Raw genomic sequence first — 24,748 nt, forward strand, 5'->3', positions numbered from 1 at the left:
ATGGCCAAAGACGATGTAATCCAGATGCAGGGTGAGGTGATCGAAAACCTCCCGAATGCGACCTTCCGCGTGAAGCTGGAAAACGGCCATGTCGTGTTGGGGCATATCTCCGGAAAGATGCGGATGCACTACATCCGCATCCTTCCGGGCGACAAGGTGACGGTTGAATTGACGCCTTACGATCTGTCTCGTGCGCGGATCGTGTTCCGGGCGAAGTGATTTGGAAAAAAGGGTATTATCATGAAAGTGATGGCATCGGTTAAGCGCATTTGCCGCAATTGCAAGATCATCAAGCGCAAAGGCGTCGTTCGCGTGATCTGCAGCTCGGATCCGCGCCACAAGCAGCGCCAAGGCTGACCGCGCGTTTGTTTGCGCTTTTTGTTTGAGGAAAAACAATGGCTCGTATCGCAGGGGTTAACATCCCGAATCACCAGCATACCGAGATCGGCCTGACGGCAATCTTCGGTATCGGCCGCACCCGTTCGCGCAGCATCTGCGTGGCAGCTGGCGTCGATTTTTCGAAGAAGGTCAAGGATCTGACCGACGCAGACTTGGAAAAGCTGCGTGAAGAAGTGGGCAAGTTTGTCGTCGAAGGCGATCTGCGCCGTGAAGTGACGATGAACATCAAGCGCCTGATGGATCTCGGTTGCTACCGTGGCGTTCGTCATCGCAAGGGCCTGCCGATGCGCGGTCAGCGTACGCGTACGAACGCACGTACCCGCAAGGGTCCGCGTCGTGCAGCGCAAGCGCTGAAGAAGTAAGCGGAACTGACAGTTACAGGAAAACGTAATGGCTAAGGCTTCGAACACCGCGGCGCAACGCGTTCGCAAGAAGGTTAAGAAGAACGTCGCTGAAGGCGTGGTTCACGTTCACGCGTCGTTCAACAACACGATCATCACGATCACCGATCGCCAAGGCAACGCACTGGCATGGGCGACGTCGGGCGGTCAGGGCTTCAAGGGCTCGCGCAAATCGACGCCGTTCGCTGCTCAGGTCGCAGCCGAGTCGGCTGGCCGCGTCGCGATGGAATACGGCGTGAAGAATCTGGAAGTGCGGATCAAGGGCCCGGGCCCGGGTCGCGAGTCGGCAGTGCGCGCGCTGCACGGCCTCGGCATCAAGATCACCGCGATTTCGGACGTCACCCCGATTCCGCACAACGGCTGCCGTCCGCCGAAGCGTCGTCGTATCTAAGGATGTGCTGGCACGTTCGTGCTGGCGCATTGCCTGTCGCCGCGCCGCGTCGACGGGCGTTGCTTTTTTGATTGACTAAGCCCACCGTTCGCCCCAAAGGGAGCGGACTAGCGCGGATTCCGATCCGCGTGACCGATTGATAAAAGGAATGCAAAGTGGCACGTTATATCGGCCCTAAAGCCAAGCTGTCCCGCCGTGAAGGCACCGACCTGTTCCTGAAGAGCGCGCGTCGCTCGCTCGCCGACAAGTGCAAGCTCGACAGCAAGCCGGGTCAGCACGGCCGTACCTCGGGCGCACGTACGTCCGACTACGGCACGCAGCTGCGTGAAAAGCAAAAGGTCAAGCGTATCTACGGCGTGCTGGAGCGTCAGTTCCGCCGCTACTTCGCCGAAGCCGACCGCCGCAAGGGCAACACGGGTGAAAACCTGCTGCAACTGCTCGAATCGCGCCTCGACAACGTCGTGTATCGCATGGGCTTCGGCTCGACCCGCGCTGAAGCGCGTCAGCTCGTCAGCCACAAGTCGATCACGGTGAACGGCATCGTCGCGAACGTGCCGTCGCAGCAAGTGAAGGCAGGCGACGTCATCGCGATCCGCGAAAAGGCGAAGAAGCAGGCACGTATCATCGAAGCGCTGTCGCTGGCCGAGCAAGGCGGCATGCCGAGCTGGGTTGCAGTCGATGCGAAGAAGTTCGAAGGTACGTTCAAGCAAGTGCCGGAACGCGCCGACATCGGCGGCGACATCAACGAAAGCCTGATCGTCGAATTGTATTCGCGTTAATCCGATTGACGGCCGAGGTACCCCGATTGCGTGCAGCAAGGGGTGACCTCGGCTGTTTATTTTCAGGGTGTTACCGGTCAGCCTTATCGGTGTAACGAGCCGAGGGTATTGAAAAGGAAAACCTATGCAAACCAGTTTGTTGAAACCCAAGATCATCGCCGTGGAATCGCTGGGCGAGAACCATGCGAAGGTGGTCATGGAGCCGTTCGAGCGCGGCTACGGCCACACCTTGGGCAATGCGCTCCGTCGCGTGCTGCTGTCGTCGATGGTCGGTTACGCGCCGACGGAAGTCACGATTGCGGGCGTGGTGCACGAGTATTCGACGCTCGATGGTGTGCAAGAGGACGTCGTCAACCTGCTGCTGAACCTGAAGGGCGTGGTGTTCAAGCTGCACAACCGCGACGAAGTGACGGTGACCCTGCGCAAGGAAGGTGAGGGCGTCGTCACCGCCGGCGATATCGAGCTGGCGCACGATTGCGAAGTCATCAACCCGGATCACGTGATCGCGCATCTGTCGAAGGGCGGCAAGCTCGACGTGCAGATCAAGGTCGAGAAGGGGCGCGGCTATGTGCCGGGCAACGTCCGTCGCTATGGCGAAGACACGGCCAAGATCATCGGCCGCATCGTGCTCGACGCATCGTTCTCGCCGGTTCGCCGCGTGAGTTACGCGGTCGAAAGCGCGCGTGTCGAGCAGCGTACCGACCTCGACAAGCTCGTGATGAACATCGAAACGACCGGCGTGATCACGCCGGAAGAGGCGATCCGTCAATCGGCGCGCATCCTCGTCGACCAGCTGTCCGTGTTCGCGGCGCTGGAAGGCACGGAAACCGCTGCCGAGGCACCGTCGCGCGCACCGCAGATCGATCCGATCCTGCTGCGTCCGGTGGACGATCTCGAGCTGACGGTCCGTTCCGCGAACTGCCTGAAGGCCGAGAACATCTACTACATCGGCGATCTGATCCAGCGCACGGAAAACGAGCTGCTGAAGACGCCGAACCTCGGTCGCAAGTCGCTGAACGAGATCAAGGAAGTGCTCGCATCGCGCGGCCTGACGCTGGGCATGAAGCTCGAGAACTGGCCGCCGGCTGGTCTCGACAAGTAAGCGCGGTAGTTGCTGAAGCTGGCAAAGATGCGGATTTTCCTTTAAAATCCGCATCTTGCTTTTTTTCGTTACCGGCCCGTGCGCCCGTTCGGGGTGCGATAGAAGAGCTGGATCAAAACTTTGAATCAAGGAAACTGAAATGCGCCATCGTCATGGTCTGCGGAAACTGAACCGCACGAGCAGCCACCGTCTGGCTATGCTCCGCAACATGTCCAACTCGCTGATCGAGCACGAAGTCATCAAGACGACGCTGCCGAAGGCGAAGGAACTCCGTAAAGTCGTCGAGCCGCTGATCACCCTCGGCAAGAAGCCGTCGCTCGCGAACCGTCGCCTGGCGTTCAACCGCCTGCGCGATCGCGATTCGGTCGCGAAGCTGTTCGACGTGCTCGGTCCGCGTTTCGCGAACCGTCCGGGCGGCTACCTGCGTATCCTGAAGTTCGGTTTCCGCGTCGGCGACAACGCACCGATGGCACTGGTCGAACTGCTGGATCGTCCGGAAGTCGACGAAACGGAAAACGTGCAAGAAGCGGAATAAGCTTCGGTACGAAGCAGTAACCGAAAGGGCTGAGCGATTGCTTGGCCCTTTTTGTTTTTCGGGCGCCGGCTGCGATCGATTGTCGCAGCGTGCCGCCGGCAGCCGCGCTCGCGCTGCGCTACGATACGGGGCGACAAGCGTGGGCCGCGGCGTGCGGCGAGTTGCCGTCGCCGGATGCGCGCCGGCCCCGCGAGCGAATCAGGAGGGCGCGAATGGTGGTAGTACTGATGCTGACGACGGTGCCGGATGCCGCGACCGCCGCGACGCTGGCCGACGGTGCGCTCGGTGCGCGGCTCGCCGCGTGCGTGTCGGAACTCGGCGCGATCAAGTCGCGCTATCACTGGCAGGGCAAGGTCGAGACCGCCGACGAGATCCAGCTGCTGTTCAAGACGAGCGCCGTTCGCGCGCTCGAACTGGAGCGGTTTATCGTCGCGCATCATCCGTACGACACGCCCGAAATCCTGTCGTGGCAGGCGACCGCATCCGACGCCTACGGTCAGTGGGTGGCCGGCGAAACTCAACGTCTCTTTCATGTTTAACGGTATGGCGCTTCCCGTGCGCGCGCGTGCGCTGCAATTCCTCGCATTCCTGTTGTCGGTGCTGTGCATGCTGGGCGGCATGTCGATCGCACGCGCGGCCGACGATTTCCTCGATCCGGCGGTCGCGTTCAAGTTCAGCGCCAGCGAAGCGCCGGGGCAGGTCGACGTCCGCTTCAAGGTCGCGGACGGCTACTACCTCTACCGCGAGCGATTCGCGTTCGCGGTGAAAAGCGGCCAGGCGACGCTCGGCGAGCCGCAACTGCCCGCCGGCCATGTGAAGTTCGACCAGACCTTCGGAAAGAACGTCGAGACGTATCGCGGCGACGTCGTGATCCACGTGCCGGTGAAGCAGGCGGCCGGGCCGTTCGAGCTCGCCGTCACGTCGCAGGGCTGCGCGGACGAAGGCATCTGCTATCCGCCCGCCGAGCATGTCGTGAAGATCGACGGCGCCGCGCTCGGCACTGCGTCGAATGCGGCGGGCAATACGGCCGCGCAGGGCAGCTGGTTCGACAAGGTCACGAGCGCCGATTTCGCGCAGTCGCTGCTCGAAGGGCGGGGCTTCTTCACGATCGTCGCGTTGTACTTCGTCGCAGGCGTCGTGCTGAGCCTGCTGCCGTGTTCGTATCCGATGATCCCGATCGTGTCGGCGATCATCATCGGCCAGGGCACGCGGGCGACGCACGCACGCGGCTTCGCGCTGTCGCTCACGTACGTGGTCGGCATGGCGCTCGTCTATACGGTGCTCGGGATCGCCGCGGCGCTGATCGGCCAGAGCCTCGGTGCATGGCTGCAGAACCCGTGGGTGCTCGGCGCATTCGCCATGCTGCTGACCGCGTTCGCGGTATCGCTGATCTCCGGCAAGGACATCGCGTTGCCGCAGCGCTGGCAGAACGGTGCGGCCGAAGCGTCCGGCGCGCGTCAGGGCGGTCACTTCGCGGCGGTCGCGGCGATGGGCGCGCTGTCGGCGCTCGTCGTCGGCGCATGCATGACGGCGCCGCTGTTCGCGGTCCTCGCGTTCATCGCGCATACGGGCAACGCATGGCTCGGCGGCGCCGCGTTGTTCGCGATGGGGATGGGGCTCGGCGTGCCGCTGCTCGTCGTCGGCGTGGGTGCCGGTACGCTGCTGCCGCGCGCGGGCGCGTGGATGGACGGCGTGAAGGTGTTCTTCGGGATCGTGCTGCTCGCGGCCGCGCTGTGGATCGTATGGCCGGTGCTCGGCGGCGGATTGAAGATGATGCTGGCCGCGCTGTGGCTGCTCGTCGCCGCGGCGGCGCTCGGGCTGTTCACGCCGAATGCGGGTGCCGCCTCGATCTGGCGCCGGCTCGGACGCGGTCTGGGCGCGGCGCTCGCGATCTGGGCCGCGACGCTGCTCGTCGGCCTCGCCGCCGGTTCGACCGATCCGGTGAAGCCGCTCGCGGTGCTCGCGTCGCGCGCGGCGGCGACCGGCAACGATGCAGCGGCGGCCGCGGCGCACGAGGGTCCGGCATTCGCGTCAGTGCGCTCGAGCGGCGAGCTCGATGCGCTGCTGAAGAGTTCCGCGCAGCCGGTGATGCTCGACTTCTACGCCGACTGGTGCGTGAGCTGCAAGGAGATGGAGCACTTGACGTTTACCGACGCGCGCGTGCAGGCGCGGCTCGCGCAGCTGCATCTCGTGCGTGCGGACGTGACGGCCAACAATGCGGACGATCAGGCGCTGCTCAAGCGCTTCGGCCTGTTCGGGCCGCCGGGCATCATCTTCTTCGATCGCAACGGCAAGGAAATCGCGCGCGTGGTCGGCTATCAGGCCGCGGAGACGTTCCTGCGCAGCCTCGATCGCGCGGCCGTGCCGACCGTATAACGAACGAACCGCACGCCAGGCGATGTCGCCGCACGCGATCGGGCGCGCACAAAAAAACGGCGGAACACCGAAGTGTTCCGCCGTTTCGTTTTGCAGCCGCGCAGGGCGCGCCGATCAGCGTTGCGCTTTCAGCAGACGCGCGGCGTCGAGCGCAAAGTACGTGAGCACGCCGTCGGCGCCCGCGCGCTTGAACGCGAGCAGCGATTCGAGCACGACCTTGTCGTGGTCGAGCCAGCCGTTCATCGCGGCGGCCTTCAGCATCGCGTATTCGCCGCTCACCTGATAGACGTAAGTCGGGAAGCGGAATTCGTCCTTCACGCGGCGCACGATGTCGAGATACGGCATGCCGGGCTTGACCATCACCATGTCGGCGCCTTCGTCGATGTCGAGACGCACTTCGCGCAGCGCTTCGTCGGTGTTCGCGGGATCCATCTGGTAGGTCATCTTGTTGCCCTTGCCGAGATTGGACGCCGAGCCGACCGCATCGCGGAACGGGCCGTAGAACGCGGACGCGAACTTGGCCGAGTACGCCATGATGCGCGTATGGATATGCCCGTCGCTTTCGAGCATCTCGCGGATCGCGCCAATGCGCCCATCCATCATGTCCGACGGCGCGACGATGTCGACGCCGGCTTCGGCCTGCGCGCGCGCCTGCTCGATGAGGATCTCGATCGTGTCGTCGTTGATCACGTAGCCGTTCTCGTCGAGCACGCCGTCCTGGCCGTGGCTCGTGTACGGATCGAGTGCGACGTCGGTCAGCACGCCGAGTTCGGGGAAGCGCTTCTTCAGTTCACGCACCGCGCGCGGAATCAAGCCTTCGGGATTGGCCGCCTCGCGGCCGTCCGGCGTCTTCAGCGCAGGCTCGATCGCGGGGAACAGCGACAGCACCGGCACGCCGAGTTCGACGCATTGCTCGGCCACATGCATCAGCAGATCGACCGATACGCGCTCGACGCCGGGCATCGACGGCACGGGCTGCCGCTCGTTCGTGCCTTCGACGACGAACACGGGGTAGATCAGATCGTCGGTGGTCAGGCGGTTTTCGCGCATCAGGCGCCGGGAGAAATCGTCGCGGCGCATCCGGCGCGGACGATGAAGCGGATGGAAACTCATGACGAATTGGCAGAAATCAGGGCAATAAGACCTTACGGAACCCTTAGGTCATTTTCGGGGGCGTTGGTATATGATAGCGATCGGGCGACGCGCGATGCGCGGCGCTCCCCGCTTCTCCTCCCTGAGCGGGTGCCTGTCGTTTTTCGATTAGGCTGTTTGACCCGCCGTTCGACGGCGGGTTTTTTTATGAGCCGTCCGAATCGCAGGCGCTCTCAGGTGCGCGCGGCCGATCCCGCCGCGCGTTGCCGTTCATTGTGCTACAGGCTCGTTTTTTTCGTCGGCGACGGACGGCCGCACCCAGCTCTCGATCAACGCATGCGCTTCATCGAGGCCCGTGCGCTTGAGCGCCGAGAACAGCTGCACCGTCAGCTTGCCCTGGACACCCTGATCGCGATAGGCATCCAGCCCCTTTTGCGTCGTGCGCAGGGCGTTGATGCTTTCCTGCCGCGTCAATTTGTCGCACTTCGTCAGCAAGGTATGGATCGGCTTGCCGGTCGGCGCGAACCATTCGATCATCCGGCGATCGAGTTCGGTCAGCGGACGGCGCGAGTCCATCATGAGAATCAGCCCGCAGAGCTGCGAGCGCGTCGCGAGATAGGTGGACAGCAGCATCTCCCAGTGCGCCTTCGCGGCGCCGGGCACTTCGGCGTAGCCGTAGCCGGGCAGATCGACGAGATTCGCGACCGGTTCCGCGGCCGGCCCGACCGAGAAGTAGTTGATGTGCTGCGTGCGGCCGGGCGTTTTCGACGCGAATGCCAGTCGTTTCTGGTTGCACAGCACGTTGATCGCCGTCGACTTGCCGGCGTTCGAGCGGCCCGCGAATGCGACTTCCGGCTGCACCGTGGGCGGCAGATCGCGCAGGTGATTGACGGTCGTATAGAAGCGGGCTTGATGGAGCAGAAAGGCCATGGGAACCGGACGGACGGGCGGCGCGAGCCGCTTGGTGGAGGCGGGGTAGCCCCGATAGGCGCGGGGGCTTTCAGCGCGATATTGTACAATACGGCGGTTTTACCGAAGGCCCCGGGGCGCCTGCGTCGCACTTTTATGCGGCTTCTGCGGTAGACTGAACGCCGTCGTTTTTTGCAGAACCTCAAATTCCCACAAGACGAAACAGGGTGTGCGAATGAATCGACTGTGCAAGTCTCTGATGGTGCTTCAGGTTGCAGCAGGGTTCGTAGGTTTCGTAGCAGAGGCAAGCGCGGCGGATGCGGCCAAGCCGGATCTGGAGCGCGGCAAGGCGATCGCCGGGCAGGTATGCGCGTCGTGCCACGGCGCCGACGGCAACAGCGCCTCGGGCAATTTCCCGAAGCTCGCCGGTCAGCATCCCGAATATCTGGTCAAGCAGTTGAACGACTTCAAGGCGCAGCCGGGCGCGAAGGGGCCGGCGCGCAACAACGCGGTGATGGTCGGATTCGCCAGCGCGCTGAGTCCGGACGACATGCGCAACGTCGCCGCGTATTACGGATCGCAAGCGGCCAAGCCCGGCACCGCGCGCAACGCGGCCACCGTGGCGCTCGGCCAGAAGATCTATCGCGGCGGCATCGCGGACAAGGGCGTGCCCGCCTGCGCGAGCTGCCACGGGCCGACCGGGCAGGGCATTCCGGTTCAGTATCCGCGTCTGTCGGGGCAATGGGCCGACTACACGGTGGCCCAGTTGACCGCGTTCCAGCAGGGTGCCGGCGCGCGGAACAACAACGAGGCGATGCATCAGATCGCATCGCGTCTGTCGGACAGCGAGATCAAGGCCGTCGCGGATTACATCGCCGGCCTGCATTGAGCGGTTCGATGCGAACGGAGTGACCGGGCGTCCGAAGGGCGGCCGGAGTCAGAACAAGAAAAGGGTGGGGCGCCGCGTCGTTGCGGCCGCCTTGCCCTTTTTTGTTGTCAGTCGGAGTTTGAATGAGCGTTACCACGTCGGGGTTGCAGTCGAAGTCGGGTCATGGTGCGTCGAAGCGCGCGGTCGAGCTGCTCAGCTCGATGCGCTTCGCGATCGCGCTGCTGGTCGTGCTGTCGATCGCGAGCATCATCGGCACCGTCCTCACCCAGGACGATCCTTATCCGAACTACGTGAACCAGTTCGGCCCGTTCTGGGCCGACATCTTCCGCGCGCTCGGCCTGTACAACGTGTACAGCGCGTGGTGGTTCATGCTGATCCTGATCTTCCTCGTCGTGTCGATCTCGCTGTGCGTGATCCGCAACGCGCCGAAGATGCTCGCCGACGCGAAAAGCTGGAAGGACAAGGTCCGTGAAGGCAGCCTGCGTGCGTTCCATCACAAGGCCGAGTATTCGGCGAGCGGCACGCGTGCGGCCGCGGCGGCGGCGCTCGCCGCGTTCGTCGCGAAGGCCGGCTACAAGCACGTCGTGCGCGAAACCGACGGCGCGACGCTGATCTCCGCGAAGCGCGGCGCGATGACGAAGTGGGGCTACATCTCCGCGCACCTCGCGATCGTCGTGATCTGTATCGGCGGGCTGCTCGACAGCAATCTGCCCATCAAATTCCAGATGTGGATGTTCGGCAAGAGCCCCGTCAACACGAGCGCGACGATCAGCGAGATTTCGGCCGATCACCGGCTGTCCGCGTCGAACCCGACGTTCCGCGGCTACGCCTGGGTGCCCGAGGGCCAGTTCGTGTCGACCGCGATCCTGAACCAGCCGAGCGGCTCGCTGATCCAGGATCTGCCGTTCTCGATCCAGCTGAACAAGTTCATCGTCGACTACTACTCGACCGGCATGCCGAAGCTGTTCGCGAGCGACATCGTCGTGATCGATCGCGAGACGGGCCGCAAGATTCCGGCGCGCGTCGAGGTCAACAAGCCGTTCACGTACAAGGGCGTGTCGATCTATCAGTCGAGCTTCCAGGACGGCGGCTCGCAGATGCAGATGACGGCCTATCCGATGACGGGCGGCAGCGCGAAGCCGTTCGCGGTGCAGGGCACGATCGGCAGCTCGACGCCGCTGCAGATGCCGGGCGTCGACGGCGACACGATCGAGTTCGCCGATTTCCGCGCAATCAACGTCGAGAACATGGCGGACGCGAACGGCAAGCCGGACGTGCGCGGCGTCGCGAAGACCGCATCGCTGAAGGAGGCGTTCGACGAGCGGCTCGGCTCGGGCGCGAAGACCTCGAAGCCGATGCAACTGCACAACATCGGGCCGTCGGTGCAGTACAAGATCCGCGGCAAGGACGGTCAGGCGCGCGAATTCAACAACTACATGCTGCCCGTGGACATGAACGGCGAGCGCGTGTTCCTCGCGGGCGTGCGCTCGAGCCCGAACGATCCGTTCCGCTATATGCGGATTCCGGCCGACGGCCAGGATTCGATCGGCGAATGGATGCGTCTGCGCGCGGCGCTCGAGGATCCGGCCGTGCGCGCGGAAGCGGCCGCGCGCTTCGCGCAGCGTTCGCTGCCGGGCACGGACGCGTCGCTGCGCGCGCGCCTGCAGGACAGCGCGCAGAAGGTGCTGACCCTTTTCGCGGCGAGCGACGACAGCGTCGGCCGCGGCGCGGACGGCCAGCCGATCGGCGGCTTCCAGGCCGTCGCGACGTTCATCGACCGTTCGGTGCCGAAGGCCGAGCAGGAGAAGGCCGCGAACCTGATGCTGCGCATGCTCGAAGGCTCGATGTGGGAGGTCTGGCAGATCGCGCGCGAGCGCGCCGGCGAGCCGGCCGCGCAGCAGGGCAACGACACGCTCCGCTTCGTGCAGAACGCGCTCAACGCGCTGTCCGACAGCTTTTTGTATGGCGCGCCCGTCTATCTGCAGCTCGACTCCTTCAAGCAGGTGCAAGCTTCGGTATTTCAGCTGACGCGCGCACCCGGCAAGAATCTGGTGTATCTTGGCAGCCTGCTGTTGGTCGCCGGCATCTTCGCGATGTTCTATGTGCGCGAGCGGCGTCTGTGGTTCTGGCTGAAGGACGCCGGCTCCGGCGTCGACGTGGTGATGGCGATGTCCACGGCCCGCAAGACCTTCGATTTCGAGAAAGAATTCGTGCAGACGCGCGATGCGGCGGGCGCCGCGTTGCACGCCGCACCGCGCGATGCCGCGCCGGCCGGTGCCGCTTCAGCGGCGCGTCCGCCCGTCGGCGGCGATTCCGATTCCGAGAATTCCACCCGGTAACATCATGGATCTCACTCAAGTCTCCTCTTCCCGTCCGGCGTCGGCCAAGGCGCCGGCTCCGGCCGCGTCGTTCGACGAGCGTCCGTTCCTCGCGCGCCTGTCGCCGCTCGACTGGCTGTTCGCCTTGGCGCTTGTCGTGGGCGCGGGCTATGCGCTCGTGCACTACAACGCGCACATGGATTACTACGACAAGGCCGTGCTGATCGGCACGGTGCCGGCGCTCGTCGCGCTCGGCTGGCGGTGGAAGCCGGCCCGGCTGATGATGGCGTCGATCGCCGTGCTGTCGCTGCTGTCGATCCAGATCTATCAGGGCGATCTCGCGCGCGCCGATTCCGCGTTCTTCCTCAAGTACTTCCTGTCGAGCCAGTCGGCGATCCTGTGGATGAGCGCGCTGTTCGTGCTCGCGACGCTGTTCTACTGGATCGGCCTGCTGGCGCGTTCGGCAACGGGATCGGCGATCGGCCAGAAGCTTACGTGGGTCGCGGTGCTGATGGGCTTCACGGGCCTGATGGTGCGCTGGTACGAGTCCTACCTGATCGGCGCCGACGTCGGGCATATCCCCGTGTCGAACCTGTACGAAGTGTTCGTGCTGTTCAGCCTGATCACCGCGCTGCTCTATCTCTATTACGAAGGCCACTACGGCACGCGTGCGCTCGGCGCGTTCGTGCTGCTGGTCATCAGCGCGGCGGTCGGCTTCCTGATGTGGTACTCGGTCGCGCGCGATGCGCAGCAGATCCAGCCGCTGGTGCCGGCGCTGCAGAGCTGGTGGATGAAGATCCACGTGCCGGCGAACTTCATCGGCTATGGCAGCTTCGCGCTGTCGGCGATGGTGTCGGTCGCCTATCTGATGAAGGAGCGCGGCGTGCTCGCCGACCGTCTGCCCACGCTGGAGGTGCTCGACGACGTGATGTACAAGTCGATCGCGGTCGGCTTCGCGTTCTTCACGATCGCGACGATCCTCGGCGCGCTGTGGGCGGCCGAAGCCTGGGGCGGCTACTGGAGCTGGGATCCGAAAGAAACCTGGGCGCTGATCGTGTGGCTGAACTACGCGGCGTGGCTGCACATGCGGTTGATGAAGGGGCTGCGCGGCGCGGTGGCTGCGTGGTGGGCGCTCACGGGCCTGCTCGTGACGACGTTCGCGTTCCTCGGCGTCAACATGTTCCTGTCCGGGCTGCATAGCTACGGCAAGCTGTAAGGGTTTCGACGCTCGTCAGACAAAAGACCGCCGGCGCACCGCGTGCCCGGCGGTTTTCTTTTGTAATGCGCGCGCGCAGCGCGTGCAGAACGGCGCCCGGCGGCGCCGGTCGAATGCGGATGAGGCGTGCGCCAGCGCGCGCAAAGGAGCAGCACGATGTGGATCAAACGTTCTTTCCGTCACCTGCTGACGGGCGACGATATCGCGCGCAGCGAGATCACGCCGCGCGCGCTGTTCGAGCATCGCCGGCGCGTGCTGCAGGCCGCCGGCGCCGCGGCGGCGGGCGGGCTGCTCGGCGGCAGCGGCGCGGCGTTCGCCGCGTACGCGTCGCCCGACGCGCGTGCGGCCAAGCTCGCGGCGAAAACGAACGCGAAGTTCGTCGCGGCCGACAAGGTCACGCCGTTCAAGGACATCACCTCCTACAACAACTTCTACGAATTCGGCACCGACAAGGGCGATCCCGCGCAGAACGCCGGCACGCTACGGCCGCGTCCGTGGCGCGTGAGCGTCGAGGGCGACGTGCTGCATCCGAAGGTGTTCGACATCGACGAGTTGCCGAAGCTCGCGCCGCTCGAGGAGCGCGTGTACCGGCTGCGCTGCGTCGAAGGATGGTCGATGGTGATTCCGTGGATCGGCGTGCCGCTGTCGGAGCTGATCAAGCGCGTGCAGCCGACCGGCAACGCGAAATATGTGCAGTTCGTCACGCTTGCCGATCCGTCGCAGATGCCGGGGCTGTCGACGCCGGTGCTCGACTGGCCGTACTCGGAAGGGCTGCGGATGGACGAGGCGATGCATCCGCTGACGCTGCTGACGATGGGTGTCTACGGCCAGGTGCTGCCGAACCAGAACGGCGCGCCGGTGCGCGTCGTCGTGCCGTGGAAGTACGGCTTCAAGAGTGCGAAATCGCTCGTGAAGATCCGCTTCGTCGACAAGCAGCCGAAGACGAGCTGGAACACGTACGCGCCGAACGAATACGGGTTCTATTCGAACGTCAATCCGGACGTCGACCATCCGCGCTGGAGTCAGGCGACCGAGCGTCGTATCGGCGAAGACGGCTTTTTCACGCCGAAGCGCAAGACGCTGATGTTCAACGGCTACGGCGATCTTGTCGCGTCGATGTATCAGGGCATGGACCTGAAGAAGAACTTCTGAGTGCACGGGTGCGACAGGACATGACGCCGACACCTCTTTCGTCTTCGCATACCGCGCGCTCGCGCGTGGCGTCCGGCGCCGCGCGTACGGCCGTGCCGCGCTGGCTCGCTGCGGCCAAGGTACTGGTTTTCGCGGCAGGCCTTTATCCGCTTGCGCGGCTCGTGCTGTTCGGGATGACGGACCGCCTCGGCGCGAATCCGATCGAATTCGTCACGCGCTCGACGGGCCTGTGGACGCTCGTGATGCTCTGCGTGACGCTCGCGATCACGCCGCTGCGGCGCGTGACGGGCGTGACTGCGCTGCTGCGCTTTCGCCGGATGATCGGCCTGTTCGCGTTCTTCTACGCGACGCTGCACTTCGCCACCTACTTCTGGTTCGACAAGTGGTTCGATGTGGCGGCGATTCTGAAGGACGTCGGCAAGCGGCCGTTCATCACGGTCGGCTTCGCCGCGTTCGTGCTGCTGATCCCGCTTGCGGCGACGTCGCCGCGCGCGATGGTGCGCCGGCTCGGCCGGCACTGGGCGACGCTGCACCGCGCGATCTATGCGATCGCTGCGTGCGCGGTGCTGCACTTCTGGTGGATGCGGGCCGGCAAGCACGATCTCGCGCAGCCGAAACTCTATGCGGCGATCGTCGCGGCGCTGCTCGGCTGGCGGCTGATTGCGTGGGCCGTGCGGCGCTTGCATGCGGCGCGCGATGCGCAGAAAAACGAAAGGCGATGACGGAACGTCATCGCCTTCTGTAGCGAGCGCGCCGCGCAGATGCTTTTAGTGCACGGACGTGCCCGAAGCGGCGGCGGGCGCTTTCGCGGTGCCGTCGGACAGCTCCGGCGACAGCGTCAGCGGTGTGCCGGACGAGTCGGGCGTGTCGGACGCGTTTTCGTCGGTCGGTGCGACGTCCGACGGCGGCGTGTCTTGCTGCTGGATCGGCTTTTGCGGCAGCGGCGGCACGGTAGGCAGATAGAGCGGGCCGCGTTGGCCGCAGCCGGCAAGAATCGCCAAAGCCGCTACAATCGCGCTCATCCGGAAAACGACTCGCATGATCGTCCCTGAACAATTGAACCGATAGAGTTTAGCATGTCCGATACCGAATACCTGACCCGTGCCGAGGCCGTGCTGGCGGCCGTCGAGCGTACCGTCGACGCCGCGAACGACGGCGATCACGACATCGATCTGGAACGCAACGGCAGCGTTCTGACGCTCACCTTCGAGAACGGCTCGAAGATCATCGTGAATCTGCAGCCGCCGATGAAGGAAGTGTGGATCGCCGCGAAGGCGGGCGGTTTCCACTATCGCTACGTCGACGGCGCATGGCGCGATACGCGCACCGGCACCGAATTCTTCGCCGCGCTGAGCGAGTACGCGACGCAGCAGGCCGGGCTGCCGATCACGTTCACCGCGTGACGCGGTAGGCGCCGGCGCCGCCGGTGCGTGCGTGCATCGCCGGATAAGAAAAAAGCGCCCCGCGGGGCGCTTTTCTCATGCCGGGGCCGCCGATCAGTGGCCGCGGAACAGGTTCATGATGTCCTGCTTTTCCTGCTCGTCGACATGCGGCACGGCATCGTCGACCTCTTGCGATGCGGGCGCCTGCGGCACACCGACGGTCGACACGAAGCCGTGGCCGGGCGTGAAGTCGGTGAAATACAGCTCGCCGCCGAGCGATTCGACGCCGTCGGGCATCGTCGGCTTGAAGTCGGGCACGCCCTTGAGCGCCGCACCCATGTAGTCGATCCACACCGGCAGCGCGAGGCCGCCGCCGGTTTCGCGATCGCCGAGGCTGCGCGGATTGTCGTAGCCGATCCACGCGATCGCGGCGAGCGTGTGCTGATAACCGGCGAACCACGCATCGTGCGAATCGTTGGTCGTGCCGGTCTTGCCCGCGAGATCGGTGCGCTTGAGCACGTTGGTCTTCGCGCCGGTGCCGCGCTGCGCGACGCTCTGCAACAGGCTGTTCATCACGTACGCGTTGCGCGCATCGATCGCGCGCGGCGCATTCTGCTCGGCCATGAGCGGTTGTGCACGCGCGACGATCGCACCGTTCGGATCGGTGACTTCCGCGATCAGATACGGGTTCACGCGATAGCCGCCGTTCGCGAACACCGAATACGCGCCGGCCATCTGCAGCGGCGTGACGAGGCCGGCGCCGAGCGCCATCGGCAGATAGGCCGGATGGCGATCGGCGTCGAAGCCGAACCGCGTGATGTACTGCTGCGCATACTTCGTGCCGATGTGATTGAGGATCCGGATCGACACGAGGTTGCGCGAGCGCTGCAGCGCGGTGCGCATCGACATCGGCCCTTCGAAGCCGCCGCCGTAGTTCTTCGGCTCCCAGGGCTGGCCGCCGGTTTCGGCCGCGCTGAAATAGAGCGGCCCGTCGTTGATGACCGTGGCCGGCCCGAGCCCCTTGTCGAGCGATGCCGAGTAGATGAACGGCTTGAACGACGAACCGGGTTGCCGCCACGCCTGCGTCACGTGGTTGAACTTGTTCTTGTTGTAGTCGAACCCGCCGACCAGCGAGCGGATCGCGCCGTCCTGCGGCACGATCGAGATGAACGCGCCTTCGACCTGCGGCAACTGCGTGATCGACCATTTGCCCGCGTCGTTTTTCACGACGCGAACGATTGCGCCCGGACGAATGCGACGGTTCGGCTGCGCGTTCGCCGACAGTGCGCCGGCCGCGAAGCGCAGGTTCTCGCCTTCGATCGTCGCGCTGCTGCCGTCGATGAACGCGACGGTGATCTGGCGCGGGCTCGCGGCCGTGACGACGGCCGCGATCAGCTCGCCGTTGTCCGGGTGCTCGAGCAGCGCGTCGTCGATGGCCTGTTCGCGCTCGTCCGCGGCCGAAGGTAGCTCGATGAAACCTTCCGGCCCGCGATAGCCGTGGCGCCGCTCGTAATCCATGATGCCCTTGCGCAGCGCGGTATACGCAACCTGCTGATCGGCGGAATCGATCGTCGTGATGACGTTGAAGCCGCGCGTGTAGGTTTCCTCGCGGTATTGCGCATACATCATCTGACGCACCATTTCCGCGACGTATTCGGCATGCACGCTGTACTCGCGACCCGCGCCCTTGACGACGAGCGGCTGCGCGACGGCTTCGTCGTACTGCTCGCGCGTGATGAAGTTCAGCTCGAGCATCCGCTGCAGGATGTACTCCTGGCGCACCTTCGCGCGCTTCGGATTGACGACCGGGTTGTACGCGGACGGCGCCTTCGGCAGCCCCGCCAGCATCGCCGCTTCGGCGAGCGTGATGTCTTTCAGGTCCTTGCCGAAATAGACGCGCGCGGCGCTCGCGAAGCCGTACGCGCGCTGGCCGAGATAGATCTGATTCATATAGACCTCGAGAATCTGATCTTTCGTGAGCGCGCGCTCGATCCGGTACGCGAGCAGCATCTCGTAGATCTTGCGCGTGTACGTCTTCTCGCTCGACAGGAAGAAGTTGCGCGCGACCTGCATCGTGATCGTACTCGCGCCCTGTGTCGCGTGGCCGTTCGTCAGCGCGACGACGCCTGCGCGGAGGATGCCGGTGAGGTCGACGCCGCCGTGATCGTAGAAGCGCGCGTCCTCGATCGCGAGGATCGCCTTTTTCAGCGAATCGGGGACGTCCTTGAAATGGACGATGTCGCGGCGTTCCTCGCCGAATTCGCCGATCAGCACGTGATCGGACGTATAGATGCGCAGCGGCACCTTCGGCCGATAGTCGGTCAGCGCGTCGAGCGACGGCATGTTCGGCCACGCGACGACGAGCGCATAGCCGAGCACGAGGCCGCCGGCCACGACGAGCGCCACGCACATCGCGGCGAAGCCGAACAGCGCTTTTTGCCACCAGGGGCGCTTCTTCGGCTCCGGGGACGGAGGCGGGGGCGTAGGAGACGTGGATTGCATAGGCATACCGGAAAACAGTCCCGCGATTATAGCTGCCCGCCGGAGGCGGCCCCGGCGCGGGGGAAGCGGCCGGGCAACCGCGCGACCGTGCCGAGATCAGCATAGCCCGGCGGCCGGCTCGTGCGCCATTGGCCGTTCGGTCGACTGTCGGCGGCGCGCACTGCTCGCCAGAATCGGGCCTCGGATCGCGGCATGGGCTGCGACGATCGCGGGAGGCTGGAATGACAGGACGATGGGCGGCGGCGCGCTTCGTGCCGGGCAGGCACCGATCGACGGGTATCGACGTCGGCGCGGGCGAGGTCAGGATCGTGGTGCTGAGCCGGCGCGGCCGCGTGGCCGACGTGCGGATTGAAGCGCTCGAGCGGGAACCGCTCGCACTGCCGGAGGGCGCCGATGCGCGCTGGGCGGCAGTCGCGCGCGCGCTGTCGGCTGCCGTCGCGCGGCTCACCGGCGCTGGCGTGCGCTGCGACACGCGCGGCGTGATGGCGCTGCGCGACGACGAGATGCGCACGGCCACGCTCGATCTGGCGGGGCGCGACGACATCGCCGATGCGGCGCGGCAGGCTGCCGAGCGCATCTCGGGGCTTGCGCCGGACAGCATCGCGTTCGACTGGCGGCACGACGACGGCGCGTGCGCGCAGGAGATCGCGGTCGCGGCCGCACCGCTGGCGTTGCTCGAACGGCGGATCGACGTCGCCGCGCAAGCGGGGATCGACCTGACGGCCGTCGACAGCGAATCGGCCGCCGCACTGCGCGCGCTGCGCTACGCGGCGCAGTTCGAGCTCGACGCTCAGGGGCCGTACGCGGCGCTGTGGTTCTCCGATGCGGGCGTGCGCGGCTGGCGCATCGACGGCGCGCTCGCCGCGCCGATGCTCGCGCTGGCCGCCGACATGCCGGGCGCGTTGGCCGATGCGTTGCGCGCAGGTGCGCAAGAGCGGGTTGGCTGCGTGCTGGTAGCCGGCGATGAGCGATGTGTCGCGCGCTTCGGCCTGTCGCTGGCCGATATCGGCGACGCGCTCGGCGCGACGTCGGTGCCGTTCGACTGTACCGGGTGGGACGGGCGTCCGATCGCGCCGGCCGGGGTGCCGAGCGCGCCGGCGTTCGCGGTCGCGTTCGGGCTTGCGCTGCGCGGGGTGTGGGAATGATCGCGAAGCGCTTGCGTGCGGCCGGCCCGCTTCGGCTCGACGGCTTCAACCTGCTGCCGTACCGCGAGCGCGTTGCGCGTGCGCTGCGGCGGCGTCAGGCGGCGCAGTGCGGTGCGGCGATCCTGCTCGCCGCGCTCGGCGTCGGCCTATGGACAGCCGGCTGCACATGGCGGCGGCTCGACATGGACGCCGAGCGCCTGCGTCTCGACGTACGGTTGCGGCAACTGGAGCCGCAGGCCGCTGCGGCGAAGCGCGCCGCGCGTACGGCAGGCGCCGTCACGCAGCGCGACGCGCAGGCAGTCGAGCTGGCGGAGCCACACCGGCGCGTGAGCGCGCTACTCGCGACACTCGCGCACGTGCGCGACGACACGGTGCGCATCGACGCGCTGCATGCGACGCGTTCCGGCGTCGTGCTCGACGTGCGCGCGGCGAGCTACCGCGCGGGTGCGCGTTGGCTCGCCAGCGTCGCGCGCGAGCAGCGCGACGCGCGAATCGACGTCGATGCATTGAAACCGGCGTCGGCGGCGGCGCCCGTTGCGGCGGGCGCGCCGATCGCGTTTTCCGCGCACGTGCGCTGGCGCGATGCGACGCCGCGGCGCGCGACGCCGGGAGACGGCGCATGACGACGATCGCGACCGCAGGCGGCCCGCTCGTCGCGGCATGGCCGCGTATCAAGCGGCGCATGTCGCCGGCCGCTGCGCATGCTGCCGGCTGCGCGTTGGCGTTCGCCGTCGTGCTGGCGGGCGGCATTCATCTGTCGAACGCGGCCGACTGGAGCGGGCTCGCGCGCAGCGGCGCGCTTCTGCAGGCGGCACGGACGCGTGTCGCGGACCTTGAGCACGCGCTCGAAACGGCCGCGCCGAACCGAAACGCGAGACCGGGCGCCGCGGCCGGCGACCGTACGCCGCCTGTGCGCGAGTGGGGCGCGCTCATGCTCGAGCTGGCCGACCTCGTTGCATCGCGCGGGCTGCACGTCATATCGATCGAACCGTTGAAGGCCGACCGTGCGGCAGCGTACGGTCGCCGTACGGTGCGGCTCGTCGCAGCCGGCGAACCGGCGGCGCCCGCGCGCGCAATCGGCGCGCTGGCGGATTTTTCGGTGCTCGCGGTGCCGGCGACGCTGCGTGTCGAACGCGGTCCCGATGGCGTGAGGATCGACATGTCGGTCGACGTGTTTCCGACGTTGCCCGGCATCGCGTCCAGCGGCGCGGCAACGCCTGCGCTGGATGGCGATCCGTTCGGCGGTGCGGAGGCGTTCGCGATGGCCGACGGGCGGTTGCCGCGCCTTGCCGGGCTGATCCGCGACATGCGCACGGCGCTGGTGCTGTTCGACGACGGCGATGGCCGCTTCACGGCCGTGCGGGCCGGCGACGCGCTCGGTGCATTGCGCGTTGCACGCGTCGATGCGGGCGCCGTGACGCTGTCGACGTCGGACGGCCCGCGGCGGCTCGCACTCGAAGACGGAGGCCGCTCGTGACGAAGCTCAACCGGTACGGCATTGCGGTCTGGTTTGGTATCGGAGTCGGCGCCGTCGGCCTCGGCGCGGCTGCGGCGAACGCCGCGTTGCCGCCGCTGCCTGCGGCCTGGCCGGTCGCCTCGACGATGGCTGAAGCGCGCGAGGCGCCGCTGCCGCCGGGCGTGCCGGACGGCGCGATCGATGACGCAATCGACGGTGCGGCCGATCGCGCGGCGTCGCACGCCCAATCCGACCGCACGCACGAAGCCGCCTCACCGGGCGCGAGCCCGCCGCCGTTCGAACACGCATCCCGCGTCGCGCAGCACGCGCAACCGGCCGCGCCGGCACCGGCGCTGGAAGGGCCGCCGATCCCGCTGCCGCCGCCTGCGCGCATGAACGACGCGGCCGCGCATCGCGCAGGCGATGCGGACGATACGCGCCGCATCTCGCTGAACCTGCAGCGCGCGGACCTGACGGCCGCCTTCGACGCATTCGCACGCTTCACGGGCCTGAACATCGTCGTGAGCGAGCAGGTTCGCGGCACCGTGACCTTACGTCTGAACAATGTCCGCTGGCGCGATGCATTCGACACGCTGCTCGACACGCACGGGCTCGCGATGTCCCGGCGCGGCGACATCGTCTGGGTGACGCCGGCCGCCGAACTGGCGGTGCGTGAGCGCGAGCGCTTCGAAACGCACGCGCGTGCCGCCGATCTGGAGCCGCTCGAGAGCCGCCGGTTCGAATTGCACTACGCGCGTGCGCAGGACGTGCAGCGGCTGCTGGCCGGCGCGACCGGCCAGCGCCTGCTGTCGAAGCGCGGTGCCGCGGCGGCCGATGCGCGCACGAACCTGCTGTTCGTCACCGATCTTGCGCCGCGCATCGCCCAGATCGCCGATCTGATCGCGGCACTCGACCGGCCGTCGCGGCAGGTGCGCATCGAGGCGCGCATCGTCGAGGGCGAGCAGGGCTTTTCGCGTCATCTCGGCGCGCGGCTCGCGTTGCGCGCGCAAGAGCGGCCGGCCGCGGCCGAAGCTGCCGCGTCCCCGGCCGGCCCACGCACGGCGCTCGATCTGGCCGCGCGGCCGCTCGCCGGGTTCGATGCGGCGACGGCCGGCTTCACGCTGCTCGCCGCGCCGCTCAGCCGCGTGCTCGACGTCGAGCTGAGCGCGTTGGAGGCGCAGGGGCGCGGCCAGATCGTGTCGAGCCCGCGCGTCGTGACGGCCGATCGCGCGAAGGCGCTCGTCGAGCAGGGCGCGGAGCTGCCGTATCAGGCAAAGGTCGGCAACGGCGTGACGGGCGTGCAGTTCCGCCGCGCGACGCTGAAGCTCGAGGTCGAGCCGCAGATCACGCCGGACGGGCGCGTCGTGCTCGACCTCGACGTGACGAAGGACAGCGTCGGCGAACCGACCGCGGCCGGCCCCGCGATCCATACGAAACACGTGCAGACGCGCGTCGAAGTCGACGACGGCGGCACGGTTGCGATCGGCGGGATCTATGAGCGGCTGCATCGGCACGATGTGACGCGGGTGCCGCTGTTGGGCAAAATACCGGTTCTGGGCGCGCTTTTCCGGCATCGCGCGCAGCGCGAGCAGCGTAGCGAGCTGGTCGTATTCATCACGCCGACGATCGTCAGCGCAGGGTGCGGCCCGCCCGGCACAGCCGACGAAAATGCCGAGAAATCGGGGCCGGAAGCGGGTGGCGCAGGCTCGACAAGGCAGTCGCTTTGCCAGTAAGCTGCGCCACACACCAGCAAGATTGAAGCAGAGGAAGCCGTTGCAAGCGCGGGACCCACATGCAAACGTATTTTTCGTCGGCCTTATGGGAGCGGGTAAGACCACCGTGGGCCGTGCGGTCGCGCGCCGGCTCGACAGGACGTTCTTCGACTCCGACCACGAAATCGAGGCCCGCACGGGCGCGCGCATTCCGGTGATCTTCGAGCTGGAGGGCGAGGCCGGGTTTCGCGACCGCGAGGCGCAGATGATCGCCGAGCTCACGCAGCGCGAGAACATCGTGCTCGCGACGGGCGGCGGCGCGGTGCTGCGGGCCGAGAATCGCGCATGCCTGAAAGGCAACGGCATCGTCGTCTATCTGCGCGCCAACCCGCACGATCTGTGGCTTCGCACACGCAAGGACAAAAACCGTCCGCTGCTGCAGACCGACGATCCGAAGGCCCGTCTCGAAGCGCTCTACGAAGTGCGCGACCCGCTGTACCGCGAATGCGCGGACTTCGTGATCGAAACGGGCCGCCCGTCCGTCAACGGTCTCGTCAACATGGTGCTGATGCAACTCGAACTGGCGGGCGTCGTCGCCAAGCCGCTACAAGCATGATTACTGTCAACGTCGATCTGGGCGACCGCGCCTACCCGATTCACATTGGCGCCGGCCTGATCGGCCGCGCCGAGCTGTTCGCTCCCCACATCAAAGGTTCGTCGGTGACGATCGTCACGAACACGACGGTCGATCCGCTCTACGGCGACGCGCTGCGCGCGGCGCTCGCGCCGCTCGGCAAGCACGTGTCGACGGTCGTGCTGCCCGACGGCGAAGCCTACAAGAACTGGGAAACGCTGAACCTCATTTTCGACGGGCTGCTCGGCGAGCGCGCCGATCGCAAGACGACGCTCGTCGCACTCGGCGGCGGCGTGATCGGCGACATGACGGGCTTTGCCGCCGCCTGCTACATGCGCGGCGTGCCGTTCATCCAGGTGCCGACCACGCTGCTGTCGCAGGTCGATTCGTCGGTCGGCGGCAAGACGGGCATCAATCATCCGCTCGGCAAGAACATGATCGGCGCGTTTTACCAGCCGCAGGCGGTGATCGCCGACATCGGCGCGCTGACGACGCTGCCCGAGCGCGAGCTCGCGGCCGGCATCGCCGAGGTCATCAAGACCGGCGCGATCGCCGATGCCGCATTCTTCGACTGGATCGAGGCGAACGTCGACGCGCTGAACCGGCGCGATCCCGCGGCGCTTGCGCATGCGGTGAAGCGGTCGTGCGAGATCAAGGCGAGCGTCGTCGCGGCCGACGAGCGCGAGGGCGGCCTGCGCGCGATCCTCAATTTCGGACATACGTTCGGCCACGCGATCGAGGCGGGCCTCGGCTACGGCGAATGGCTGCACGGCGAGGCGGTCGGCTGCGGGATGGTGATGGCGGCCGATCTGTCGGTGCGGCTCGGGCTGCTCGACGACGCGTCGCGGCAGCGGCTCGACGCGGTGATCGCGGCCGCGCATCTACCGACGCGCGGGCCGGCGCTCGGCGATGCGCGTTACATGGAGCTGATGCGCGTCGACAAGAAGGCCGAAGCCGGCGCGATCAAGTTCATTTTGCTGAAGCGCTTCGGCGATACGCTGATCACGCAGGCGCCCGACGAAGCGGTGTTCGCTACACTGGCGCATACGACCCGGTAATCGGGCCCCGGACGCCCGGCGCCCCTGACATGGAGGAGACGTGAGCGAGACATCCAGCCGCAATCTGCCCGAAACCGGCCGTGGCCCAGCCGCCGCCGTCGTCGAGCCGCCCACGCTGGCGGCGCTGGAAGCCCACCTCGCTCCGTATGCCGCGCATGCCTCGCAATCGCGCGGCCGCCGCTACCCGGAGGCGCCGCCCGCGGCACGCACCGAATTCCAGCGCGACCGCGACCGCATCGTTCACTCCACCGCGTTTCGCCGGCTCGAATACAAGACGCAGGTATTCGTCAATCACGAAGGCGACCTGTTCCGCACGCGTCTCACGCATAGCCTCGAAGTCGCGCAGATCGCGCGTTCGGTCGCGCGGAACCTGCGCCTGAACGAGGATCTCGTCGAAGCGATCTCGCTCGCGCACGATCTCGGCCATACGCCGTTCGGTCATGCCGGGCAGGATGCGCTGAATGCCTGCATGCGCGAATACGGCGGCTTCGAACACAACCTGCAGAGCCTCGCGGTCGTCGACGAGCTCGAGGAACATTACGGCGCGTTCAACGGGTTGAACCTGTGTTTCGAAACGCGCGAAGGGATCCTGAAGCATTGCTCGCGCGAGAACGCGCGCAAGCTCGGTGCGCTCGGCGAGCGTTTCCTGCAGGGGCGGCAGCCGTCGCTCGAAGCGCAGCTCGCGAACATCGCGGACGAGATCGCCTACAACAATCACGACGTCGACGACGGTCTGCGCTCGGGGCTGATCACGATCGAGCAGCTCGCGGAAGTCGAGCTGTGGCAGCGCCACTACGAGCAGGCGCTCGCCGAGTTTCCCCATCTCGAAGGCCGCCGCCTCGTGCACGAGACGGTGCGCCGCATCATCAACACGCTGATCGTCGACCTGATCGACGAAACGACGCGCAATCTCGCGCGCGTCGCGCCCGCATCGATCGACGACGTGCGCGCGGCGCCGCCGCTCGTATCGCACAGCGAGCCCGTGGCCGCGCAGGCGGCCGCGCTCAAGCGTTTCCTATTCAAGAACCTGTATCGCCACTACAAGGTGATGCGCATGGCGAGCAAGGCGCAGCGCGTCGTCACCGGGCTGTTCGATGCGTTCATCGACGATCCGCGCCTGCTGCCGCCGCCCTATCAGTCCGACGATCGCGCGCAGCAGCCGCGTCTCGTCGCGCATTACATCGCCGGGATGACCGACCGGTTCGCGCTGAAGGAGTACCAGCGGCTGTTCGTCATCAACGACAACTGACTGTCATAAACGATCACTAGACTTCGCCGGTTCAATGGCGACGGGAAGCTT

The 24,748-nt window shown here is 66.4% G+C and carries 26 protein-coding genes; 22 read left to right on the plus strand and 4 right to left on the minus strand.

The window, feature by feature from the left end; genetic code table 11:
• The 9 genes from infA (at nucleotide 1) to dsbD (ending at nucleotide 5,983) form a co-directional block, all read left to right on the plus strand.
• A complete protein-coding gene (gene infA, locus NP80_RS14455) occupies nucleotides 1-219 on the plus strand; it encodes a translation initiation factor IF-1 (RefSeq protein ID WP_004521905.1) in 219 nt (72 codons plus the stop codon).
• A gap of 21 nt (nucleotides 220-240) precedes the next feature.
• Nucleotides 241-357: a 50S ribosomal protein L36 gene (gene rpmJ, locus NP80_RS14460; protein WP_004199844.1), complete on the plus strand. Its 117-nt coding sequence runs from the start codon at nucleotides 241-243 to the stop codon at nucleotides 355-357.
• Nucleotides 358-395: 38 nt separating this feature from the next.
• Complete coding sequence (gene rpsM / locus NP80_RS14465) at nucleotides 396-761, plus strand: 30S ribosomal protein S13 (RefSeq protein ID WP_006400641.1); 366 nt, start codon at nucleotides 396-398, stop codon at nucleotides 759-761.
• Between the two features lie 28 nt (nucleotides 762-789).
• The gene (gene rpsK, locus NP80_RS14470) at nucleotides 790-1,191 is read left to right on the plus strand and encodes a 30S ribosomal protein S11 (protein WP_004197937.1); all 402 of its coding nucleotides are present in this window, start codon (nucleotides 790-792) and stop codon (nucleotides 1,189-1,191) included.
• A 155-nt stretch (nucleotides 1,192-1,346) separates the two neighbouring features.
• Nucleotides 1,347-1,970, plus strand: coding sequence for a 30S ribosomal protein S4 (gene rpsD / locus NP80_RS14475; protein WP_006400640.1), 624 nt, complete (start codon nucleotides 1,347-1,349; stop codon nucleotides 1,968-1,970).
• A 124-nt stretch (nucleotides 1,971-2,094) separates the two neighbouring features.
• Entirely contained in the window at nucleotides 2,095-3,072 is a 978-nt protein-coding gene (locus tag NP80_RS14480; protein ID WP_006400639.1) for a DNA-directed RNA polymerase subunit alpha, read from the plus strand.
• Nucleotides 3,073-3,211: 139 nt separating this feature from the next.
• Complete coding sequence (rplQ, locus tag NP80_RS14485; RefSeq protein WP_006400638.1) at nucleotides 3,212-3,607, plus strand: 50S ribosomal protein L17; 396 nt, start codon at nucleotides 3,212-3,214, stop codon at nucleotides 3,605-3,607.
• A gap of 212 nt (nucleotides 3,608-3,819) precedes the next feature.
• On the plus strand, nucleotides 3,820-4,146 hold the full coding sequence (cutA, locus tag NP80_RS14490) for a divalent-cation tolerance protein CutA (protein WP_006400637.1): 327 nt from the start codon (nucleotides 3,820-3,822) through the stop codon (nucleotides 4,144-4,146).
• Nucleotides 4,139-5,983 carry a protein-disulfide reductase DsbD gene (gene dsbD / locus NP80_RS14495; protein ID WP_035947615.1) on the plus strand — a complete coding sequence of 615 codons (1,845 nt, stop codon included), beginning with the start codon at nucleotides 4,139-4,141 and terminating at the stop codon, nucleotides 5,981-5,983. The genes cutA and dsbD overlap by 8 nt, the downstream gene beginning before the upstream one ends.
• Nucleotides 5,984-6,097: 114 nt before the next feature.
• Here the strand turns inward: dsbD and hemB are convergent, their stop codons facing one another.
• Nucleotides 6,098-7,096 (minus strand): porphobilinogen synthase, encoded by a 999-nt coding sequence (gene hemB / locus NP80_RS14500; protein WP_006411100.1) that lies wholly within the window; start codon nucleotides 7,094-7,096, stop codon nucleotides 6,098-6,100.
• Between the two features lie 249 nt (nucleotides 7,097-7,345).
• Entirely contained in the window at nucleotides 7,346-8,005 is a 660-nt protein-coding gene (yihA, locus tag NP80_RS14505) for a ribosome biogenesis GTP-binding protein YihA/YsxC (RefSeq protein WP_006407016.1), read from the minus strand.
• A gap of 214 nt (nucleotides 8,006-8,219) precedes the next feature.
• Between yihA and NP80_RS14510 the strand changes: the two genes are divergently transcribed.
• The 5 genes from NP80_RS14510 (at nucleotide 8,220) to msrQ (ending at nucleotide 14,281) form a co-directional block, all read left to right on the plus strand.
• A complete protein-coding gene (locus NP80_RS14510) occupies nucleotides 8,220-8,873 on the plus strand; it encodes a c-type cytochrome (RefSeq protein WP_012212561.1) in 654 nt (217 codons plus the stop codon).
• Between the two features lie 122 nt (nucleotides 8,874-8,995).
• Nucleotides 8,996-11,212: a cytochrome c biogenesis protein ResB gene (locus tag NP80_RS14515; RefSeq protein ID WP_006411093.1), complete on the plus strand. Its 2,217-nt coding sequence runs from the start codon at nucleotides 8,996-8,998 to the stop codon at nucleotides 11,210-11,212.
• Nucleotides 11,213-11,216: 4 nt separating this feature from the next.
• Entirely contained in the window at nucleotides 11,217-12,407 is a 1,191-nt protein-coding gene (ccsB, locus tag NP80_RS14520; RefSeq protein WP_006400630.1) for a c-type cytochrome biogenesis protein CcsB, read from the plus strand.
• A gap of 156 nt (nucleotides 12,408-12,563) precedes the next feature.
• Nucleotides 12,564-13,559 carry a protein-methionine-sulfoxide reductase catalytic subunit MsrP gene (msrP, locus tag NP80_RS14525; RefSeq protein WP_045594323.1) on the plus strand — a complete coding sequence of 332 codons (996 nt, stop codon included), beginning with the start codon at nucleotides 12,564-12,566 and terminating at the stop codon, nucleotides 13,557-13,559.
• A 20-nt stretch (nucleotides 13,560-13,579) separates the two neighbouring features.
• Nucleotides 13,580-14,281: a protein-methionine-sulfoxide reductase heme-binding subunit MsrQ gene (gene msrQ / locus NP80_RS14530; RefSeq protein ID WP_035948332.1), complete on the plus strand. Its 702-nt coding sequence runs from the start codon at nucleotides 13,580-13,582 to the stop codon at nucleotides 14,279-14,281.
• 45 nt (nucleotides 14,282-14,326) lie between these two features.
• On the opposite strand, the gene lptM is transcribed toward msrQ, so the two are convergent.
• On the minus strand, nucleotides 14,327-14,599 hold the full coding sequence (gene lptM, locus NP80_RS14535; protein WP_006411964.1) for an LPS translocon maturation chaperone LptM: 273 nt from the start codon (nucleotides 14,597-14,599) through the stop codon (nucleotides 14,327-14,329).
• Between the two features lie 36 nt (nucleotides 14,600-14,635).
• On the opposite strand from lptM, the gene cyaY reads away from it, so the two are divergent.
• Nucleotides 14,636-14,962: an iron donor protein CyaY gene (cyaY, locus tag NP80_RS14540; RefSeq protein ID WP_006400626.1), complete on the plus strand. Its 327-nt coding sequence runs from the start codon at nucleotides 14,636-14,638 to the stop codon at nucleotides 14,960-14,962.
• Between the two features lie 93 nt (nucleotides 14,963-15,055).
• Here the strand turns inward: cyaY and NP80_RS14545 are convergent, their stop codons facing one another.
• A complete protein-coding gene (locus tag NP80_RS14545; protein ID WP_088923719.1) occupies nucleotides 15,056-17,443 on the minus strand; it encodes a penicillin-binding protein 1A in 2,388 nt (795 codons plus the stop codon).
• 221 nt (nucleotides 17,444-17,664) lie between these two features.
• Here NP80_RS14545 and NP80_RS14550 point away from each other — a divergent pair, with 221 nt between their 5' ends.
• The 7 genes from NP80_RS14550 to NP80_RS14580 all read left to right on the plus strand — a co-directional run bounded on the left by NP80_RS14550 (nucleotide 17,665) and on the right by NP80_RS14580 (nucleotide 24,697).
• Nucleotides 17,665-18,588, plus strand: a complete 924-nt coding sequence (locus NP80_RS14550; protein ID WP_006407008.1) for a hypothetical protein — start codon at nucleotides 17,665-17,667, stop codon at nucleotides 18,586-18,588.
• Nucleotides 18,585-19,211 (plus strand): hypothetical protein, encoded by a 627-nt coding sequence (locus NP80_RS14555; protein ID WP_006411967.1) that lies wholly within the window; start codon nucleotides 18,585-18,587, stop codon nucleotides 19,209-19,211. Before NP80_RS14550 ends, NP80_RS14555 begins: the two co-directional genes overlap by 4 nt.
• Nucleotides 19,208-20,065, plus strand: coding sequence for a hypothetical protein (locus tag NP80_RS14560; protein WP_006411969.1), 858 nt, complete (start codon nucleotides 19,208-19,210; stop codon nucleotides 20,063-20,065). Before NP80_RS14555 ends, NP80_RS14560 begins: the two co-directional genes overlap by 4 nt.
• Nucleotides 20,062-21,777: a type IV pilus secretin PilQ gene (locus NP80_RS14565; protein WP_045593829.1), complete on the plus strand. Its 1,716-nt coding sequence runs from the start codon at nucleotides 20,062-20,064 to the stop codon at nucleotides 21,775-21,777. The genes NP80_RS14560 and NP80_RS14565 overlap by 4 nt, the downstream gene beginning before the upstream one ends.
• 40 nt (nucleotides 21,778-21,817) lie before the next feature.
• On the plus strand, nucleotides 21,818-22,372 hold the full coding sequence (locus NP80_RS14570; protein ID WP_012467729.1) for a shikimate kinase: 555 nt from the start codon (nucleotides 21,818-21,820) through the stop codon (nucleotides 22,370-22,372).
• Nucleotides 22,369-23,448, plus strand: coding sequence for a 3-dehydroquinate synthase (gene aroB / locus NP80_RS14575; protein WP_006400618.1), 1,080 nt, complete (start codon nucleotides 22,369-22,371; stop codon nucleotides 23,446-23,448). Before NP80_RS14570 ends, aroB begins: the two co-directional genes overlap by 4 nt.
• Nucleotides 23,449-23,512: 64 nt before the next feature.
• Nucleotides 23,513-24,697, plus strand: coding sequence for a deoxyguanosinetriphosphate triphosphohydrolase (locus NP80_RS14580; protein WP_088927976.1), 1,185 nt, complete (start codon nucleotides 23,513-23,515; stop codon nucleotides 24,695-24,697).
• The last annotated feature ends 51 nt before the right edge of the window (nucleotides 24,698-24,748 follow it).

It is taken from the genome of Burkholderia multivorans ATCC BAA-247 (assembly GCF_000959525.1).
In the GTDB taxonomy this organism is placed as follows: Bacteria; Pseudomonadota; Gammaproteobacteria; order Burkholderiales; family Burkholderiaceae; genus Burkholderia; species Burkholderia multivorans.